Annotated in this window: 18 protein-coding genes; 8 read left to right on the top strand and 10 right to left on the bottom strand. The window is 55.2% G+C overall.

The window, feature by feature from the left end; all coding sequences use genetic code 11:
* Positions 1-13 precede the first annotated feature (13 nt).
* From pstC to phoU, 4 genes are read left to right on the top strand one after another with little or no spacing between them, the layout of a single operon-like run.
* Positions 14-973 carry a phosphate ABC transporter permease PstC gene (pstC, locus tag ABGB15_RS00080; protein ID WP_152082823.1) on the top strand — a complete coding sequence of 320 codons (960 nt, stop codon included), beginning with the start codon at positions 14-16 and terminating at the stop codon, positions 971-973.
* Complete coding sequence (gene pstA / locus ABGB15_RS00085; RefSeq protein WP_152082822.1) at positions 973-1,863, top strand: phosphate ABC transporter permease PstA; 891 nt, start codon at positions 973-975, stop codon at positions 1,861-1,863. Before pstC ends, pstA begins: the two co-directional genes overlap by 1 nt.
* Positions 1,864-1,909: 46 nt before the next feature.
* Positions 1,910-2,683 carry a phosphate ABC transporter ATP-binding protein PstB gene (gene pstB / locus ABGB15_RS00090; RefSeq protein WP_015961095.1) on the top strand — a complete coding sequence of 258 codons (774 nt, stop codon included), beginning with the start codon at positions 1,910-1,912 and terminating at the stop codon, positions 2,681-2,683.
* 13 nt (positions 2,684-2,696) lie between these two features.
* The gene (phoU, locus tag ABGB15_RS00095) at positions 2,697-3,422 is read left to right on the top strand and encodes a phosphate signaling complex protein PhoU (protein ID WP_152082821.1); all 726 of its coding nucleotides are present in this window, start codon (positions 2,697-2,699) and stop codon (positions 3,420-3,422) included.
* A gap of 90 nt (positions 3,423-3,512) precedes the next feature.
* On the opposite strand, the gene yieH is transcribed toward phoU, so the two are convergent.
* A complete protein-coding gene (gene yieH, locus ABGB15_RS00100) occupies positions 3,513-4,178 on the bottom strand; it encodes a 6-phosphogluconate phosphatase (RefSeq protein WP_152082820.1) in 666 nt (221 codons plus the stop codon).
* A 166-nt stretch (positions 4,179-4,344) separates the two neighbouring features.
* Here yieH and adeP point away from each other — a divergent pair, with 166 nt between their 5' ends.
* The gene (adeP, locus tag ABGB15_RS00105) at positions 4,345-5,682 is read left to right on the top strand and encodes an adenine permease AdeP (RefSeq protein ID WP_152082819.1); all 1,338 of its coding nucleotides are present in this window, start codon (positions 4,345-4,347) and stop codon (positions 5,680-5,682) included.
* A 91-nt stretch (positions 5,683-5,773) separates the two neighbouring features.
* Here adeP and ABGB15_RS00110 read toward each other — a convergent pair whose 3' ends face one another.
* From ABGB15_RS00110 to rpmH, 9 genes are all read right to left on the bottom strand, one after another.
* Positions 5,774-6,340, bottom strand: coding sequence for an NADPH-dependent FMN reductase (locus ABGB15_RS00110; RefSeq protein ID WP_215723141.1), 567 nt, complete (start codon positions 6,338-6,340; stop codon positions 5,774-5,776).
* Between the two features lie 36 nt (positions 6,341-6,376).
* Positions 6,377-7,123: a 4'-phosphopantetheinyl transferase superfamily protein gene (locus ABGB15_RS00115; protein WP_152082817.1), complete on the bottom strand. Its 747-nt coding sequence runs from the start codon at positions 7,121-7,123 to the stop codon at positions 6,377-6,379.
* 122 nt (positions 7,124-7,245) lie between these two features.
* Entirely contained in the window at positions 7,246-8,217 is a 972-nt protein-coding gene (gene yidZ, locus ABGB15_RS00120) for an HTH-type transcriptional regulator YidZ (RefSeq protein ID WP_152082816.1), read from the bottom strand.
* The gene (locus ABGB15_RS00125; RefSeq protein WP_215723140.1) at positions 8,186-9,361 is read right to left on the bottom strand and encodes an MFS transporter; all 1,176 of its coding nucleotides are present in this window, start codon (positions 9,359-9,361) and stop codon (positions 8,186-8,188) included. Before ABGB15_RS00125 ends, yidZ begins: the two co-directional genes overlap by 32 nt.
* Positions 9,362-9,472: 111 nt before the next feature.
* A complete protein-coding gene (gene mnmE / locus ABGB15_RS00130) occupies positions 9,473-10,837 on the bottom strand; it encodes a tRNA uridine-5-carboxymethylaminomethyl(34) synthesis GTPase MnmE (protein WP_215723139.1) in 1,365 nt (454 codons plus the stop codon).
* Between the two features lie 72 nt (positions 10,838-10,909).
* Positions 10,910-12,553: a membrane protein insertase YidC gene (gene yidC, locus ABGB15_RS00135; RefSeq protein WP_152082813.1), complete on the bottom strand. Its 1,644-nt coding sequence runs from the start codon at positions 12,551-12,553 to the stop codon at positions 10,910-10,912.
* Between the two features lie 2 nt (positions 12,554-12,555).
* Positions 12,556-12,813 (bottom strand): membrane protein insertion efficiency factor YidD, encoded by a 258-nt coding sequence (yidD, locus tag ABGB15_RS00140; protein ID WP_001307474.1) that lies wholly within the window; start codon positions 12,811-12,813, stop codon positions 12,556-12,558.
* On the bottom strand, positions 12,777-13,136 hold the full coding sequence (rnpA, locus tag ABGB15_RS00145) for a ribonuclease P protein component (protein ID WP_014172301.1): 360 nt from the start codon (positions 13,134-13,136) through the stop codon (positions 12,777-12,779). The genes yidD and rnpA overlap by 37 nt, the downstream gene beginning before the upstream one ends.
* 16 nt (positions 13,137-13,152) lie before the next feature.
* A complete protein-coding gene (gene rpmH / locus ABGB15_RS00150) occupies positions 13,153-13,293 on the bottom strand; it encodes a 50S ribosomal protein L34 (protein WP_000831330.1) in 141 nt (46 codons plus the stop codon).
* 602 nt (positions 13,294-13,895) lie between these two features.
* On the opposite strand from rpmH, the gene dnaA reads away from it, so the two are divergent.
* Genes dnaA through recF form a run of 3 tightly spaced genes read left to right on the top strand, consistent with a single transcriptional unit; the run spans position 13,896 to position 17,468 of the window.
* Positions 13,896-15,290: a chromosomal replication initiator protein DnaA gene (dnaA, locus tag ABGB15_RS00155; RefSeq protein WP_152082812.1), complete on the top strand. Its 1,395-nt coding sequence runs from the start codon at positions 13,896-13,898 to the stop codon at positions 15,288-15,290.
* A 4-nt stretch (positions 15,291-15,294) separates the two neighbouring features.
* On the top strand, positions 15,295-16,395 hold the full coding sequence (gene dnaN, locus ABGB15_RS00160) for a DNA polymerase III subunit beta (protein WP_003861122.1): 1,101 nt from the start codon (positions 15,295-15,297) through the stop codon (positions 16,393-16,395).
* The gene (gene recF / locus ABGB15_RS00165) at positions 16,395-17,468 is read left to right on the top strand and encodes a DNA replication/repair protein RecF (RefSeq protein WP_152082810.1); all 1,074 of its coding nucleotides are present in this window, start codon (positions 16,395-16,397) and stop codon (positions 17,466-17,468) included. Before dnaN ends, recF begins: the two co-directional genes overlap by 1 nt.
* Positions 17,469-17,475: the final 7 nt, after the last annotated feature.

Here is a 17,475-nt window from a genome sequence, read left to right on the forward strand (position 1 = left end):
AGAAGAGTAATTTATGGCTGCAACCAAGCCTGCATTTAACCCTCCGGGTAAAAAAGGTGACATGATTTTCAGCGCACTGGTCAAACTGGCTGCGCTGATTGTGCTATTGCTGCTCGGCGGCATTATCGTGTCTCTGATTTTCTCCTCCTGGCCGAGCATCCAGAAATTCGGTTTCTCCTTCCTGTGGACCAAAGAGTGGGATGCACCGAACGATATCTACGGTGCGCTGGTGCCGATTTACGGCACGCTGGTCACCTCGTTCATCGCCCTGCTGATTGCGGTTCCGGTGAGCTTTGGTATCGCCCTGTTCCTGACGGAGCTGGCACCAGGCTGGCTGCGACGTCCGCTCGGTATCGCCATTGAACTGCTGGCGGCCATTCCAAGTATCGTTTACGGCATGTGGGGCCTGTTTATCTTTGCGCCGCTGTTTGCGACGTACTTCCAGGAGCCGGTGGGTAATGTTCTCTCCGCCATTCCGTTTGTGGGGGCACTCTTTTCTGGCCCGGCATTTGGTATTGGTATCCTGGCGGCAGGCGTGATCCTCGCCATTATGATCATTCCGTACATTGCGGCGGTTATGCGCGATGTCTTCGAACAAACCCCGGTGATGATGAAAGAGTCGGCCTACGGTATCGGCTGCACCACCTGGGAAGTTATCTGGCGCATCGTGCTCCCGTTCACCAAAAATGGGGTTATCGGGGGCATCATGCTGGGCTTAGGTCGCGCGCTGGGTGAAACCATGGCGGTGACCTTTATCATCGGTAACACCTACCAGCTCGACAGCGCCTCGCTCTACATGCCGGGTAACAGTATTACGTCCGCGCTGGCGAACGAATTCGCTGAAGCGGAATCCGGGCTGCACGTTGCGGCACTGATGGAACTGGGCCTGATCCTGTTTGTTATCACCTTCATTGTACTGGCGATTTCCAAGCTGATGATTATGCGCCTCGCTAAAAATGAGGGGGCACGCTAATGGCGACTCTCGAAATGCAAAATACAGCCCAGCTGGCGGAATCCCGTCGCAAAATGCAGGCGAAGCGCCGCACGAAAAACCGTATCGCACTGACGCTCTCAATGGCGACGATGGCGTTCGGTCTGTTCTGGCTGGTCTGGATACTCTTCTCCACCATTGTGCGCGGTGTCGATGGCATGTCCCTTGCGCTGTTCACCGAAATGACGCCGCCACCAAACACCGCGGGTGGCGGTCTGGCGAATGCCCTGGCCGGCAGCGGGCTGCTGATCCTGTGGGCGACGGTATTCGGTACACCGCTTGGCATCATGGCGGGTATCTACCTGGCGGAATACGGGCGTAAATCCTGGCTGGCGGAAGTGATTCGCTTTATTAACGACATCTTGCTTTCCGCACCGTCAATCGTGGTGGGTCTCTTTGTTTACACCGTCGTGGTGGCGCAAATGGAGCACTTCTCCGGCTGGGCAGGTGTGATTGCACTGGCGCTGCTGCAGGTACCAATCGTCATTCGAACCACCGAGAACATGCTGAAACTGGTGCCGGATAGCCTGCGTGAAGCGGCTTACGCGCTGGGAACGCCAAAATGGAAAATGATCTCCGCGATTACGCTGAAAGCGTCCGTCTCCGGGATCATGACCGGTATCCTGCTGGCGGTTGCGCGTATTGCCGGTGAGACGGCACCGCTGCTGTTTACGTCCCTCTCCAACCAGTTCTGGAGCACGGACATGATGCAGCCGATCGCCAACCTGCCGGTAACGATCTTTAAATTTGCGATGAGCCCATTCGCGGAATGGCAGCAACTGGCCTGGGCCGGGGTGCTGATCATTACCCTTTGCGTACTGTTGCTGAACATTCTGGCGCGCGTCATTTTCGCGAAGCAGAAACACGGTTAATTTTTACGGCGCGGCACATCGCGGCGTCGAATGAGGAAATAAGTCAATGAGTATGGTTGATACTGCCCCAGGTAAGATTCAGGTTCGTGATTTGAACTTCTACTACGGCAAATTCCATGCCCTGAAGAATATCAACCTGGATATCGCGAAGAACCAGGTTACGGCATTCATTGGTCCGTCTGGCTGTGGTAAATCCACGCTGCTGCGTACCTTTAACAAAATGTATTCGCTCTATCCGGAACAGCGTGCAGAAGGCGAGATCCTGCTGGATGGCGACAACATCCTGACCAATACCCAGGATATCGCCCTGCTGCGTGCGAAAGTCGGCATGGTGTTCCAGAAACCGACGCCGTTCCCGATGTCGATTTACGACAACATCGCGTTTGGCGTGCGCCTGTTCGAGAAGCTCTCCCGCGCGGATATGGACGAGCGCGTGCAGTGGGCCTTGACCAAAGCCGCATTATGGAACGAAACCAAAGATAAGTTGCACCAGAGCGGGTACTCTCTCTCCGGTGGTCAGCAGCAGCGTCTGTGTATTGCGCGTGGTATCGCCATTCGCCCGGAAGTATTGCTGCTGGATGAGCCCTGTTCAGCGCTGGACCCAATCTCAACCGGGCGTATCGAAGAGCTGATCACTGAGCTGAAGCAGGATTACACTGTGGTGATCGTGACCCACAACATGCAGCAGGCTGCGCGTTGTTCCGACCACACGGCGTTTATGTACCTGGGCGAGCTCATTGAGTTCAGTAACACGGACGATCTGTTCACTAAGCCCGCGAAGAAACAAACGGAAGATTACATCACCGGCCGTTACGGCTGATTAGGAGTGCGCTATGGATAATCTCAACCTTAATAAACATATTTCTGGACAGTTCAACGCTGAACTGGAAAGCATCCGCACTCAGGTGATGACCATGGGCGGTATGGTGGAGCAGCAGCTTTCTGATGCGATTACCGCCATGCATAACCAGGACAGCGAACTGGCGAAGCGCGTTATCGAAGGTGACAAAAACGTCAATATGATGGAAGTCGCTATCGACGAAGCCTGTGTGCGCATTATCGCGAAGCGTCAGCCGACGGCGAGCGACCTGCGTCTGGTGATGGCGATCATCAAAACTATCGCTGAACTGGAGCGTATTGGTGATGTTGCGGACAAAATTTGCCGTACTGCGCTGGAGAAATTCTCTCAGCAGCACCAGCCGCTACTGGTAAGCCTGGAGTCGCTGGGCCGCCACACCGTGCAGATGCTGCACGACGTGCTGGATGCCTTCGCGCGTATGGATCTGGACGAAGCCATTCGTATCTACCGTGAAGACAAGAAAGTCGACCAGGAGTACGAAGGCATTGTGCGTCAGCTGATGACCTACATGATGGAAGATTCACGAACCATTCCAAGCGTTCTGACCGCGCTGTTCTGCGCGCGCTCAATCGAGCGTATCGGTGACCGTTGCCAGAACATTTGCGAATACATCTTCTATTTCGTGAAGGGGCAGGATTTCCGTCACGTGGGCGGTGATGAGCTGGACAAGCTGCTGGCGGGGAAAGATCCGAAAGAGTGATCCGCGTAAATATGCCCGGTGGCGCTGCGCTTACCGGGCCTACGAGCCCTGTAGGCCGGATAAGCGTTAGCGCCATCCGGCTTTGTTTTTTTAACGAGTAATATTCCACCCGCGCGCCTTCCACAGCTCCGGCAACTGCGCCAGATCGGTAAAGGTCGTCACTTTTGGATGATCGATCGGCTTGTTGTGCGGATCGGCACAGAAGTAAAACACCTCCATGCCCGCATCAATTCCCGACTGCGCGCCCGCAGACGAGTCATCGACCAGAATACAATTCTCTACGTTGACGTTCATTGCCTTCGCCGCATGGAACATCAGGGCCGGATCGGGTTTCCAGCGCTGGATATCGTAGCCGCTGAACAGTTTTTCCGGGAAATGATGCAACATTTCCAGCTTACCCAGCGAATGCTGCATTTTGCTGACCGGGCCGTTAGAGACCACGCAGATTGGCACCGTCATCGCGTCCAGCAGCGCGTTAGCACCAGCGATAACTTCCAGTTCTGAGTCGAAAAGGCGTGCGACCTCGGCGCGGTACACCGGTTCCAGATCGGCTTTTGCCAGATCTACCCCGTGCTCTTCGTTAATGATGTCGATAATCTCGTAGAGTTTCACGCCCTTAAAGCGTTTGAACACCTCTTCGAGATCGAGCGTAATGCCAAATTCCTGGAACATGGCGACATACGCGCGGGAACAAATGACCTCACTGTCGACCAGCGTACCGTCGCAGTCGAAAAATACCGCTTCAATTTCGGACATGCCTTTCCCTTTTAACAAGTTTAACGTTTACGTACTGCAGTTTAACGAGACGCAATCGTTGCCGTATAAGCAAAATCAATGAAAAAAAGTATCTCGTAACCGCCCTTATTGTCGCATTTTGGTATAGGATAGCGACGAATTTTCCCTCCTTGTTCGGAAATTGATGATGAGTCAACAACACACTACCCAGACATCTGGTCAGGGTTTGCTTGAGCGCGTGTTCAAACTGCGCGAGCACGGCACCACGGCACGCACCGAAGTGATCGCCGGTTTCACCACCTTCCTGACGATGGTCTATATCGTTTTTGTTAACCCACAAATTCTGGGCGTGGCTGGCATGGATACCAGCGCCGTCTTCGTTACTACCTGTCTGATCGCGGCGCTTGGCAGCATTCTTATGGGTGTATTTGCCAACCTTCCGGTTGCGCTGGCTCCGGCAATGGGCCTGAATGCGTTCTTCGCGTTCGTGGTGGTTCAGGCGATGGGCCTGCCGTGGCAAGTCGGGATGGGGGCTATCTTCTGGGGCGCGATTGGCCTGCTGTTGCTGACCATTTTCCGCGTGCGTTACTGGATGATTGCCAATATCCCCGTAAGCCTGCGCGTGGGCATCACCAGCGGTATCGGTCTGTTCATTGGTATGATGGGCCTGAAAAACGCGGGTGTGATTGTTGCGAACCCGGAAACGCTGGTGAGTATCGGTAACCTGACTTCTCACAGCGTGCTGCTGGGGGTGCTGGGCTTCTTTATCATCGCGATTCTGGCTTCCCGTAATATTCACGCGGCAGTGCTGGTCTCTATTGTCGTGACCACCCTGCTGGGCTGGATGCTGGGCGATGTGCATTACAGCGGTATCGTCTCTGCACCACCGAGCGTTTCAAGCGTGATTGGCCACGTAGACCTGGCGGGTTCCCTGAACCTGGGCCTGGCGGGGGTGATTTTCTCCTTCATGCTGGTGAACCTGTTTGACTCGTCCGGTACGCTGATCGGCGTGACCGATAAAGCAGGCCTGGCGGATGAGAAAGGCAAATTCCCGCGTATGAAGCAGGCGCTGTTTGTTGACAGTGTTTCCTCTGTTACCGGCGCGTTTATCGGCACCTCTTCTGTTACCGCTTACATTGAATCTTCTTCCGGCGTGTCCGTGGGTGGTCGTACCGGCCTGACGGCGGTTGTCGTGGGTATCCTGTTCCTGCTGGTGATCTTCCTTTCGCCGCTGGCGGGCATGGTTCCACCGTATGCGGCAGCCGGTGCGCTGATTTATGTCGGTGTACTCATGACGTCGAGCCTGGCGCGTGTGAAGTGGGAAGATTTGACCGAAGCGGTTCCGGCGTTTATTACCGCGGTGATGATGCCGTTCAGCTTCTCGATCACCGAAGGTATCGCGCTGGGCTTTATCTCTTACTGCGTGATGAAAGTCGGGACCGGTCGCTTCCGCGAACTTAGCCCATGCGTGATTGTGGTGGCGCTGCTGTTTGTGCTGAAGATTGTGTTTATTGACGCGCACTAAGGTGCGGTTTGTGGTGTCAGGTGGCGCTTCGCTTACCTGACCTACTGACGAGTGTAGGCCCGGTAAGCGTTAGCGCCACCGGGCTTTTTTATCAGGCTTTCACCCGCTTAATGTAATCCCCAAACGCCGTCAACTGGCCAGACAGATGCTCACGCGTGCTCTGATCCACCACTTCACCCGTTTGCGGGTCGACCTTATTCTGAATCACACCGCCCATAAATTCCGGCTTGTTCATCACCATCGCATCCAGGAACACAAGGATCTGGCGCAGGTGATACTGACAGCGCGCGCCGCCAATCGCCCCCATCGAGCTGGTCTGGATCAACACGGGTTTACCCGATAGCGGCTGCTCCGGTAAACGGGATAACCAGTCGATGGCGTTCTTCAGGCCACCCGGAACCGAATAGTTGTATTCTGGCGTGACGATGACCACGCCATCGGCCTGACGGATTTGCTCCGCCAGCGCTTCAACGCTTTGCGGAAACCCTTCTTCCTGCTGCACATCCGCATCATAAAGCGGGATTTCACCAATGGAAGGCAGGGCGGCGATCTCCATGCCTGCTGGTGCCAGCTGTGGCAGCGTGCGGGCAACCATCCCGTTAAATGAACCTTTGCGCAGGCTTCCCAGTAACGTAACGACTTTCAACGTATCAGACATGATTACTCCTGTTTCATCATGATGACCCTGAACGGATCAGCTAAGGGTGAATGCTTTTTCTGCCGGTAAACTGGTTAATCGCATCAGGCGCGCGGCGGGTTCGTTGGCGCGCTCGGGCACATCAGGAAGGCTACGCCATCCACGTTTGCTGTCAAATTCCCAGATTTTCAGTCGCTCGATGGCGGGAGTGACGGCTACAGACCAGATCAATACGTCCTCTGCGTCGCTGAGTGCTTCCACCAGCGCTGCTTTAGCGGCGCGCAGGCGTCCGGAGCCAGGAAGCAGCTGTAACAGGCTGGCGTCGTCTGACGCGCAGCCACAGAGTTTGCGAATGCTTTGGCGCAGGGTGATGAGCTGGGCTCTGGCCTCAATGGGATCGTTCTGGTTGCGCACCCACAGTTTTTCATTGCTGGAGAGCGGGTAATCATCGTGCGGGTTTGCGCCGAGGAAACCATGCGTGGCGCGCTGAAGTTCCAGATCCAGCCCGCAGTCGCCTTCGGTGGTAAGCGCAACGCCAACAATATTGCCGGTATAGGCGATGGAAAAGCGTGGAAGCTCCGGGTCCGCAAAGACCGGGCGACCTTCCGGCTGGGTGATGATATCCGGCAATTCACTGGTGCCATAGAGCATAAACATCAGTTCTGCGAGGAGCGCTCGGGAAGCCAAAAACCGCGTCCTGCGATGTTCCGGCAGCTTGAGCGCTTCACTGTGACAGGCCGAAGACATTCTGGCCGATACGAGACGCCCTTCTGTCAGCATCCCTCGTGCAAAGTGCGTAGCCATTTGTCGCTCCTTGATAATGGTCGTTGTTAGTTAAACGGTTACATTATTATCGCTCAACTTAGCTCCTGTTTTAATCAGTAAATGGCCGTAAGAGAAGCCTGAGGACCGAACTTTACATTTTCTTAGGCAAAAACAGGACCTGAAGCAGCGTACAGCGCCTTAATCGTCTCGCGCAGCCAGACGATTTTAGGATTGTGGCTGTTCCGTTTATGCCAGATCAGCGTAAAGGGTACGGTCAGCTTCTCTGCCTGCGCTTCATCGATGGGAATGGGGAGGGTGATCAACTTCCGCTGGTGGAGTTGATTATAGTGATGGCAGTAGTGCGGTGCGGTAGCAATGTAATTATGGCCGGGCTGCGCTGCCATAAACATCGACTGCTCGAAACCAGGCAGGCTCATGGCAATATTTCGCTCACGCCCCATCTCTTTTAGCACCTCATCAAGCGCCCAGGTGTCGCTGCGCTCCCAGAAGATGCTGATATGCGGGTAGCGCAGAAACGTCTCCAGATCCCACTCCTCCTGAAGAGCCGGATGGTCTTCGCGCAGGTAGACGCACGGGCGGTCACTAAACAGGATTTCGTAGTCGATAAACCACGGCATCAGCTTCAGCAACTCGCGTGAGCGCGGGTGTGTTTCACGCCCGGTAAAGCCGAGATCCACTTCCCCGCGCGTAATGGCGTCCAGCGAGTCATAGTCCCAGTGGCGCATCTTCACCGTGGCCTGCGGGTAGCGCTGGTTTACCTTTTCCAGCAGATCGTTAAACCGGATCAGCATCAGCGGTGTTTCCGCTGCCAGCTCAAACTTTAGTCCGCCAGGTGAGTCGTGATGGAATTTATCGAGGATCTGGTTGCCAATCTGCATCCAGTCTGCCAGATCCTGCTCCAGGCTTACCGTCAGCGGCGTTGGCAATAACCCTAACGGCGTTTTCACAAACAGCGGGTCGTCGAACCAGTCACGCAGTTTGGCCAGCGATTTACTCACCGCAGACGGCGTCACGTTCATCCGTTTCGCGGCTTTGGTAACGCTGCGCTCCTGCAGCAAAAGCTGCAGGCAAAGCAAAAGGTTAAGATCGAGACTGCTGATGGGCTTCTTCATAATGCGCTGCGGGATGGATGACCATAAGTAAGGTGATGCAGACCATGCTACAGCCAATCAGTATCCCGATCAGCATATTCAGCGCGTTAAGGCCGATTACCGCTGCCAGCCAAATCCACAGCGACGAACCGCAGACCTGTGCGATGCCCAGTACCGAACTTGCCACGCCCGCGCGCAGCGAGAACGGACCAAGTGCCTGGCTCATTGCTACGCCAAACCCAACTGAGAACCCGGCGCAGATCAGCGTGATACCGACCAGCATAATCGCGTGTGAGCTGGCGGTTGCCAGAATCACACCCGCGGCCAGGAACAGCGCCTGCGAGGTGAGCATCAGCGTGCGCTGGCGAAAGATATTCAGTGCAAACGGTGTTGAGAAAGAGACGGCCATACTGACCATTGCGGTTAACGCCATCACCGTCGAATACTCACCGCGATCAAAACCCATCGTTTCCATCAGCAGAACTGGGGAAACGTTTACATAGGTCAGGATCACCGCCACGCTCAACGTGGTGACAGCCAGACGGCTGAGGAAAAAGCGGTTCAGGAGCTTTTCTGTCGGGTGAATCGTTGCGGTATGTCCCGTTTTCTGTGCGCCGGGATGGGTCTCTTTCAACACCGAAATCGACAGGATAAAGACCAGTGCGCCCATGGCCGCCATGGTCCAGAAAAGGCTTTGCCACGGGAATTTCAACATGATCAGGTAACCGATAACCGGTGCCAGCACCGGAATAATGCAGGTGATACCGTTCAGCATGGAGAGCACTTTAGCGCGGCGCTGGGCGCTTAAGGTGTCGCGCAGAATCGCGAAGGCGACGACGTAACAGCCACCGGCACCAATACCCTGGATAAAACGCCCCGCCAGGAACAGGGTGCTGTCCTGTGCCTGCGAGCACAGTACAGAAGCCAGCGCAAAGATAATGGCACCGGTAATGGCGACGGGCTGACGACCGGCTTTGTCGGCGACTTTCCCGGCAAAGACCATCGACGATGCCATCCCCGCGAGGTAGGCCGAAAACGCGATATGCAGCTGCGCTTCGCTGGCACCCAGATCGCGGGCGATGTGCGGTAATCCCACCAGATACATATCAATGCCCGACGGATAAAGCAGAACCAGCGCAAAACTACAAAACAGAAAACGAGCCATAAACCCCCCATAGATGCAGGCATGCAGAATAGGGGGATAAAAGGGATTAAGCGAGTTGCCGTTTGGACAATGGTGATTTCCTGGGAGGAAATCACCACGGGTTAGCGAGGGTTACTTACCAATACAGAAGCTCGAGAAAATCCGTCCCAGCAGATCGTCCGACGTAAACTCCCCGGTGATCTCGCTCAGATTCTGCTGCGCCAGGCGCAATTCTTCCGCCAGCAGTTCCCCCGCCCACGCGCCAATCAGCTGTGCTTTACCCTGGTCGAGATGGCGAGCCGCTTCTTCCAGCGCCTGCAAATGGCGACGACGCGCCAGGAAGCCACCTTCCATGCTGGTATCAAAGCCCATGCTCTGCTTCAGATGGTTACGCAGATCGTCCACGCCTTCACCGGTACGCGCCGACAGGCGAATGAGTGAGTGACCATTCACATCGCTGATGCCCAGCGTTTCGCCGGTAACGTCCGCTTTGTTACGCACCACGGTAATCGGCAATTTGGCGGGCAGACGGGCGATAAAGTCCGGCCAGATCTCTGCCGGGTCAACGGCATTAGTCGTGGTGCCGTCCACCATAAACAGCACGCGGTCAGCCTGCTCGATCTCCTGCCAGGCACGTTCGATACCGATGCGTTCCACTTCGTCGCTGGCATCGCGCAGGCCAGCGGTGTCGATGATGTGCAGCGGCATCCCGTCGATATGAATATGTTCGCGCAATACATCGCGGGTGGTTCCGGCTATATCAGTCACGATCGCCGCTTCACGTCCCGCCAGGGCGTTCAGCAGGCTCGATTTCCCGGCATTAGGACGTCCGGCAATGACTACCTTCATCCCTTCACGCAGCAGGCTGCCCTGACGCGCTTCGGCGCGAACGGCGTCGAGATCGTTCATCACCTGGTTGAGCTGAGCTTCGATTTTGCCGTCAGAGAGGAAATCGATCTCCTCATCCGGGAAGTCGATAGCGGCTTCCACGTAGATGCGCAGGTGAGTGAGTGCTTCCACAAGATGATTCACGCGCGCGGAAAATGCCCCCTGCAGCGAGTTCAGCGCAGAGCGGGCCGCCTGTTCAGAACTGGCGTCGATCAGGTCAGCAATCGCCTCGGCTTGCGCCAGGTCGAGCTTATCGTTCAGAAATGCACGCTCGGAGAATTCACCCGGCTTTGCTATACGCAGGCCAGGTAATGTCAGAATACGTTTTAACAGCAGGTCGAGGATAACCGGCCCGCCGTGGCCCTGAAGTTCCAGCACATCTTCACCAGTAAAGGAGTTCGGGCCGGGGAACCACAGCGCAATGCCCTGGTCCAGCGGGGTGCCGTCGGCATCTTTAAACGGCAGGTAATCAGCGTAGCGCGGCTTTGGCAGTTTACCCAGCACCGCTTCAGCCACCTCGCGCGCCTTCAGGCCGGAAATACGCAGAATGCCTACACCACCGCGTCCCGGTGGGGTTGCCTGGGCGACGATAGTGTCGTTATGGCTCATGGTTGCTCTCGTTCAATACAAATAAAAAAGGCGGTCAATCGACCGCCCTTATTTTAGCGTTAACTTACCGAATCAGGACTTTTTCTTTTCGCGGCTATGCAGGCCACGTTTTTCCAGACCACGGTAAATCAGCTGCTGCTGGATGATGGTCACCAGGTTGCTGACGATATAGTACAGCACCAGACCTGACGGGAACCACAGGAAGAACACGGTGAAGATGACCGGCATAAAGGTCATGATCTTCTGCTGCATCGGGTCGGTCACGGTGGTCGGAGACATCTTCTGGATGAAGAACATCGTCACGCCCATCAGGATCGGCAGGATGTAGTACGGGTCCTGTGCAGACAAGTCATGGATCCACAGCGCGAACGGCGCATGGCGCAGCTCAACGGAGCCCATCAGCATGTAGTACAGCGCAAGGAAGATTGGCATCTGGATAATCAGAGGGAAGCAACCGCCCAGTGGGTTCACTTTCTCTGCTTTATACAGGGCCATCATCTCCTGGCTCTGACGCTGCTTGTCATCGCCCAGACGCTCACGCATTGCCGCAATCTTCGGCTGCAGCATACGCATCTTCGCCATGGAGGTGTACTGCGCTTTAGTCAGCGGGTACATGATGCCACGAACGATAAAGGTGATAACGATGATGGAGAAGCCCCAGTTACCCAGGAAGCTGTGGATGAACTTCAGCAGCTTAAACAGCGGCTGAGAGATGAACCACAACCAGCCGTAATCTACGGTCAGGTCCAGGTGTGGTGCCACGGCAGCCATTTTGTCCTGGATTTCCGGGCCGACCCACAGGGTGCTTGCCAGCTTACCGGTTTCACCCGGCTGAACCAGAACCGGCTGAGATTTGTAGCCGATGGCTGCAATACCGTTGCCCAGGTTCGCGGTGTAGAAGTTATTTGTTCCGTCGTTATTCGGCACCCATGCCGTCGCGAAATACTGTTGCAGCATCGCCACCCAACCGCCTTTAGCGCTGACGTTCAGGTTTTCGTTATCGGCAATGGTGTCGAATTTGTATTTCTCGTATTTCGCATCAGGCGTGGAGTACGCCGCGCCACGGAAGGTATGCAGCGCAAAGTTGCTGCTTCCGGTGTCACGGTGAGACGGCAGGTTGATGGACTGCTTAAGCTGACCGAAGGTCGACACTTCCAGCGGTTTCGCACCGGCGTTTTGTACGCTGTAGCCCACGTTCACCGCATACTCACCGCGCTTCAGGGTGAAGGTTTTGGTGAAGGTGTTGCCCGCGGCGTCAGTGTAGGTCATCGGGATCGCGAGTTCGTTCTGGCCATCAGCCAGTACAAAGGTATCGCTCTCGACGTTATACAGTGGACGCGCACCGTTAGCCGGGTTATCCGGGCCATCACGACCGGTCAGGCCGCTCTGCGCCTGGTAGATAAACTCAGGCGTGGTTTCCAGTAACTGGAACGGTTCGGTAGACTTCAGCTCTTTCGGGTAGGTCAACAGCAGCGCCTGCTCAACATCACCACCACGGGTGTTGATAGTCAGCTCAAGCACATCGGTCTTAACCGTAATCTGTTTCCCCTGGCCACTGGCCGGTACGCCCTGGTCGGCGGCGCTACCCGCTGCGGTGGTCGTGGTCTGCGTGGTCTGCTGCTGGGGTTGAGGATTTTTATCCTGTTCCCATGCCTGCCAGATCATGAAAGACACGAACAACAAAGCGATGATAAGAAGATTGCGTTGCGAATCCATCGTTAGTGTTCTCTGGTATCAAAGGGTCCGGGGGGGACGGGATCGTCTCCACCTGGGTGTAAAGGGTGGCATTTTAATACGCGTTTCACCGTCAACCAACTGCCTTTTATCACTCCAAACCTGCGCAATGCCTCAATTCCGTAGCTTGAGCACGTTGGCGTGAAACGGCAATGTGGCCCGAGTAGCGGACTAATCAGGCGTTGATAGACCCTGATAAGGGCTATCAGGACCCGCGAGCCAGGCGACAGTGGCGGCGCCATAATTTTTCCAACGCTTCCGAGAGAGCACGGTTATCGAGGTCGGCAACCCCTTTTTTAGCCACCACCACGAAATCCATTGAAGGCAGTTCGTGCTGACGTAAACGGAAACTTTCACGCGTCAGACGTTTAATCCGGTTGCGTTCATGCGCACGCTTAACGTTTTTCTTGGCGACTGTGAGACCGATGCGGGGATGCCCCAGCGAATTCAGGCGGCCGAGGATGGTGATTTGCGGCGTGCCAGCCCGTTGTGGCTGCTGGAAGACGAAAGTGAAATGAGTGGGAGTTAACAAACGTAACTCCCTGGGAAATGCGAGCTTAACCACTCAGGGGTTAGCTTTATTACTTGGAAACGGTCAGACGAGCGCGGCCTTTAGCACGACGACGTGCCAGAACCTGACGACCATTTTTAGTAGCCATACGAGCACGGAAGCCGTGAGAACGGTTGCGCTTCAGTACAGACGGTTGAAAAGTGCGTTTCATGGCGATTTCTACCTAAACTTGAAAAAATTCATGACTTTTGCGGATGCCCGACCGAGTTTCGAATGACGGACGCCGAAGCCGTGGGTGATTAAAGAGGCCGGATTGTAATAATTGTACACTCCGGAGTCAATTCTCTTTCCTTAAATCCCTGCGTATTTCCGCACGTTTTCGCGTGAAAAATGAGCAACGGACGACGCAGGAAGATGAGCATCACGCGCCGGGTCGAGGATTATACGGCCTCCCCTACAAAGCGCAAGGATCGTCCCGGATCTTCGTTAGATCATTTAAGCAAAAAATTGTCTGTGCTCATTAATTTTTCCAATATGCGGCCTAAATCGTGGGGCACTTGCGCCAGGATCGTTTACACTTACCCGGTTTCGGATCTTCCTGTGGATAAATCGGGAAGAATCTGTGAGAAACAGAAGATCTCTGGCTCAGTTTAGGCTATGATCCGCGGTCCCGATCGGGATCTCAGGAACCTGGTCAGGATAAAATTGCAGATAGCAATTCGCACGTCACCCTTTTGCACAGGGTCATGTCGATGTGCGCCAACAATCATGAATATTCAATAGTTTTCTTTTATTGTTCGAGTGGAGTCCGCCGTGTCACTTTCGCTTTGGCAGCAGTGTCTTGCCCGATTGCAGGATGAGTTACCAGCCACAGAATTCAGTATGTGGATCCGCCCGTTGCAGGCGGAACTGAGCGATAACACGCTGGCTTTGTATGCGCCAAACCGTTTTGTGCTCGATTGGGTAAGGGACAAGTACCTTAATAATATCAATGGACTGCTGAACGATTTCTGCGGGACGGATGCCCCGCAACTGCGCTTTGAAGTGGGAACAAAGCCGGTCACCCAAACTGTTCGTGAAACCGTGAATGTGGCGACGCCTGCTCAGGCGGCACCCGCTCCGGCCCCTCGCGTCGCACCTGCCCGTCAGGGCTGGGATAACGTTCCTGCACCCGCCGAGCCAACCTACCGCTCTAACGTTAACGTTAAACACACGTTCGATAACTTCGTTGAAGGTAAATCGAACCAGCTGGCGCGCGCGGCGGCTCGCCAGGTTGCCGATAACCCCGGTGGTGCTTATAACCCGCTGTTCCTGTATGGCGGCACGGGTCTCGGTAAAACGCACCTGCTGCACGCAGTGGGTAACGGCATTATGGCGCGCAAGCCCAATGCGAAAGTGGTGTATATGCACTCCGAGCGCTTCGTTCAGGACATGGTAAAAGCCCTGCAAAACAATGCGATCGAAGAGTTTAAACGCTACTATCGTTCCGTTGACGCGCTGCTGATCGATGACATTCAGTTCTTCGCCAACAAAGAACGATCGCAGGAAGAGTTTTTCCACACCTTCAACGCCCTGCTGGAAGGTAATCAGCAGATCATTTTGACCTCGGATCGTTATCCAAAAGAGATCAACGGTGTTGAAGATCGTCTGAAATCCCGCTTCGGCTGGGGCCTGACCGTGGCGATCGAGCCACCGGAGCTGGAAACCCGCGTCGCGATCCTGATGAAAAAAGCCGATGAGAACGACATTCGCCTGCCGGGTGAAGTGGCGTTCTTTATCGCCAAACGCCTGCGTTCTAACGTCCGTGAGCTGGAAGGGGCGCTGAACCGCGTTATCGCCAATGCCAACTTCACCGGTCGCGCCATCACCATCGATTTTGTGCGTGAAGCGCTGCGTGATTTGTTGGCATTGCAGGAAAAACTGGTCACTATCGACAATATTCAGAAGACCGTGGCCGAGTATTACAAAATCAAAGTGGCAGATTTACTGTCTAAACGTCGTTCCCGCTCGGTGGCGCGTCCGCGTCAGATGGCGATGGCGCTGGCAAAGGAGTTAACCAACCACAGTCTGCCGGAAATCGGCGATGCGTTTGGTGGCCGTGACCATACGACCGTGCTGCACGCTTGTCGTAAGATTGAGCAGTTACGCGAAGAAAGCCACGACATAAAAGAAGATTTTTCCAATTTAATCAGAACATTATCATCGTGACGCTATGAAATTTACCGTTGAACGTGAACATTTATTAAAACCGCTGCAACAGGTGAGTGGCCCATTAGGTGGCCGCCCAACGCTGCCTATTCTCGGAAACCTGCTGCTTCAGGTCGCGGACGGTACGCTGTCGCTGACCGGCACAGACCTGGAAATGGAAATGATCGCGCGCGTTACGCTGACTCAGCCGCACGACGCAGGCGCGACCACGGTTCCGGCACGTAAATTCTTTGATATCTGCCGCGGCTTGCCGGAAGGCGCTGAAATTGCGGTGCAGCTGGAGGGCGACCGTATGCTGGTACGCTCTGGCCGCAGCCGTTTCTCGCTCTCCACGTTACCTGCTGCAGATTTCCCGAACCTGGACGACTGGCAGAGCGAAGTTGAATTCACCCTGCCGCAGGCAACGATGAAGCGTCTGATTGAAGCCACGCAGTTCTCCATGGCGCACCAGGACGTTCGTTACTACTTAAACGGCATGCTGTTCGAAACCGAAGGTGAAGAGCTGCGTACCGTAGCGACCGACGGCCACCGTCTGGCGGTCTGCTCCATGCCGATTGGCGATTCATTGCCAAACCATTCGGTGATCGTGCCGCGTAAAGGCGTCATTGAGCTGATGCGTATGCTCGACGGTGGCGATACGCCGCTGCGCGTGCAGATCGGCAGCAATAACATCCGCGCACACGTTGGCGATTTTGTTTTCACCTCCAAGCTCGTTGATGGACGTTTCCCGGATTATCGCCGCGTATTGCCGAAGAACCCGGACAAAACGCTGGAAGCGGGCTGCGATATCCTCAAGCAGGCATTTGCCCGTGCGGCTATTCTCTCTAACGAGAAATTCCGCGGTGTGCGTCTGTATGTGAGTGAAAACCAGATCAAAATCACCGCCAATAACCCGGAGCAGGAAGAGGCAGAAGAGATTCTGGACGTCACCTACGCCGGGGCTGAGATGGAAATCGGCTTCAACGTCAGCTACGTGCTGGATGTGCTGAATGCACTGAAATGCGAGAACGTTCGCATTCTGCTGACCGACTCCGTTTCGAGCGTACAGATTGAAGATGCCGCATCACAGTCGGCTGCTTATGTTGTCATGCCAATGAGACTGTAATGTCGCTCACCCGTCTGTTGATCCGCGACTTTCGCAACATTGAAAGCGCGGATCTCGCTTTATCCCCTGGCTTTAATTTCCTGGTTGGCGCGAACGGCAGCGGCAAAACCAGCGTGCTGGAAGCCATCTATACGCTCGGCCACGGTCGGGCGTTTCGCAGTTTGCAGATTGGTCGCGTCATTCGCCATGAGCAGGAATCTTTTGTTCTGCACGGGCGTTTACAGGGTGAAGAGCGGGAAACCGCCATCGGCCTGACCAAAGACAAGCAGGGCGACAGCAAGGTGCGCATCGACGGCACCGACGGTCACAAAGTGGCGGAGCTGGCGCTGTTGATGCCGATGCAGCTGATTACGCCTGAGGGGTTTACTTTACTCAACGGCGGCCCCAAATACAGAAGAGCGTTCCTCGACTGGGGATGCTTTCACAACGAAGCCGGTTTCTTTAACGCCTGGAGTAACCTGAAGCGTCTGCTCAAGCAGCGTAACGCCGCGTTGCGCCAGGTCACGCGTTACGCCCAGTTACGTCCGTGGGACAAGGAATTAATTCCCCTCGCGGAACAAATCAGCCGCTGGCGTGCCGAATACAGCGCAGGTATCGCCGAAGATATGGCCGACACCTGCAAACAGTTTTTACCCGAGTTTTCTCTTACCTTCTCCTTCCAGCGCGGCTGGGAGAAAGAGACAGATTATGCCGACGTGCTGGAGAGAAATTTCGAGCGCGACCGCATGTTGACCTACACCGCGCACGGCCCGCACAAGGCGGATTTCCGCATTCGTGCAGACGGCGCGCCGGTCGAAGATACGCTATCACGTGGGCAGCTCAAGCTGCTGATGTGCGCGCTGCGCCTGGCGCAGGGGGAGTTTTTAACCCGCGAGAGCGGGCGACGCTGCCTGTATCTGATAGATGATTTTGCCTCGGAACTTGATGATGCGCGGCGCGGGCTGCTTGCCAGCCGCTTAAAAGCTACGCAGTCGCAGGTTTTCGTCAGCGCCATTAGCGCTGAACACGTTATAGACATGTCGGACGAAAATTCGAAGATGTTTACCGTGGAAAAGGGTAAAATAACGGATTAACCCAAGT

It is taken from the genome of Enterobacter sp. MALB-1 (assembly GCF_041021625.1).
Taxonomy (GTDB): Bacteria; Pseudomonadota; Gammaproteobacteria; order Enterobacterales; family Enterobacteriaceae; genus Enterobacter; species Enterobacter oligotrophicus.

Coding starts and splice junctions, on each gene's coding strand:
- ABGB15_RS00125 (WP_215723140.1), bottom strand. CDS start 9,361: ATGGCTCGTTTTCTGTTTTGTAGTTTTGCGCTGGTTCTGCTTTATCCG.
- mnmE (WP_215723139.1), bottom strand. CDS start 10,837: ATGAGCCATAACGACACTATCGTCGCCCAGGCAACCCCACCGGGACGC.
- adeP (WP_152082819.1), top strand. CDS start 4,345: ATGAGTCAACAACACACTACCCAGACATCTGGTCAGGGTTTGCTTGAG.
- yidZ (WP_152082816.1), bottom strand. CDS start 8,217: ATGAAGAAGCCCATCAGCAGTCTCGATCTTAACCTTTTGCTTTGCCTG.
- ABGB15_RS00115 (WP_152082817.1), bottom strand. CDS start 7,123: ATGGCTACGCACTTTGCACGAGGGATGCTGACAGAAGGGCGTCTCGTA.
- pstC (WP_152082823.1), top strand. CDS start 14: ATGGCTGCAACCAAGCCTGCATTTAACCCTCCGGGTAAAAAAGGTGAC.
- recF (WP_152082810.1), top strand. CDS start 16,395: ATGTCGCTCACCCGTCTGTTGATCCGCGACTTTCGCAACATTGAAAGC.
- phoU (WP_152082821.1), top strand. CDS start 2,697: ATGGATAATCTCAACCTTAATAAACATATTTCTGGACAGTTCAACGCT.
- yidC (WP_152082813.1), bottom strand. CDS start 12,553: ATGGATTCGCAACGCAATCTTCTTATCATCGCTTTGTTGTTCGTGTCT.
- yieH (WP_152082820.1), bottom strand. CDS start 4,178: ATGTCCGAAATTGAAGCGGTATTTTTCGACTGCGACGGTACGCTGGTC.
- dnaN (WP_003861122.1), top strand. CDS start 15,295: ATGAAATTTACCGTTGAACGTGAACATTTATTAAAACCGCTGCAACAG.
- pstB (WP_015961095.1), top strand. CDS start 1,910: ATGAGTATGGTTGATACTGCCCCAGGTAAGATTCAGGTTCGTGATTTG.
- pstA (WP_152082822.1), top strand. CDS start 973: ATGGCGACTCTCGAAATGCAAAATACAGCCCAGCTGGCGGAATCCCGT.
- rpmH (WP_000831330.1), bottom strand. CDS start 13,293: ATGAAACGCACTTTTCAACCGTCTGTACTGAAGCGCAACCGTTCTCAC.
- yidD (WP_001307474.1), bottom strand. CDS start 12,813: ATGGCGCCGCCACTGTCGCCTGGCTCGCGGGTCCTGATAGCCCTTATC.
- ABGB15_RS00110 (WP_215723141.1), bottom strand. CDS start 6,340: ATGTCTGATACGTTGAAAGTCGTTACGTTACTGGGAAGCCTGCGCAAA.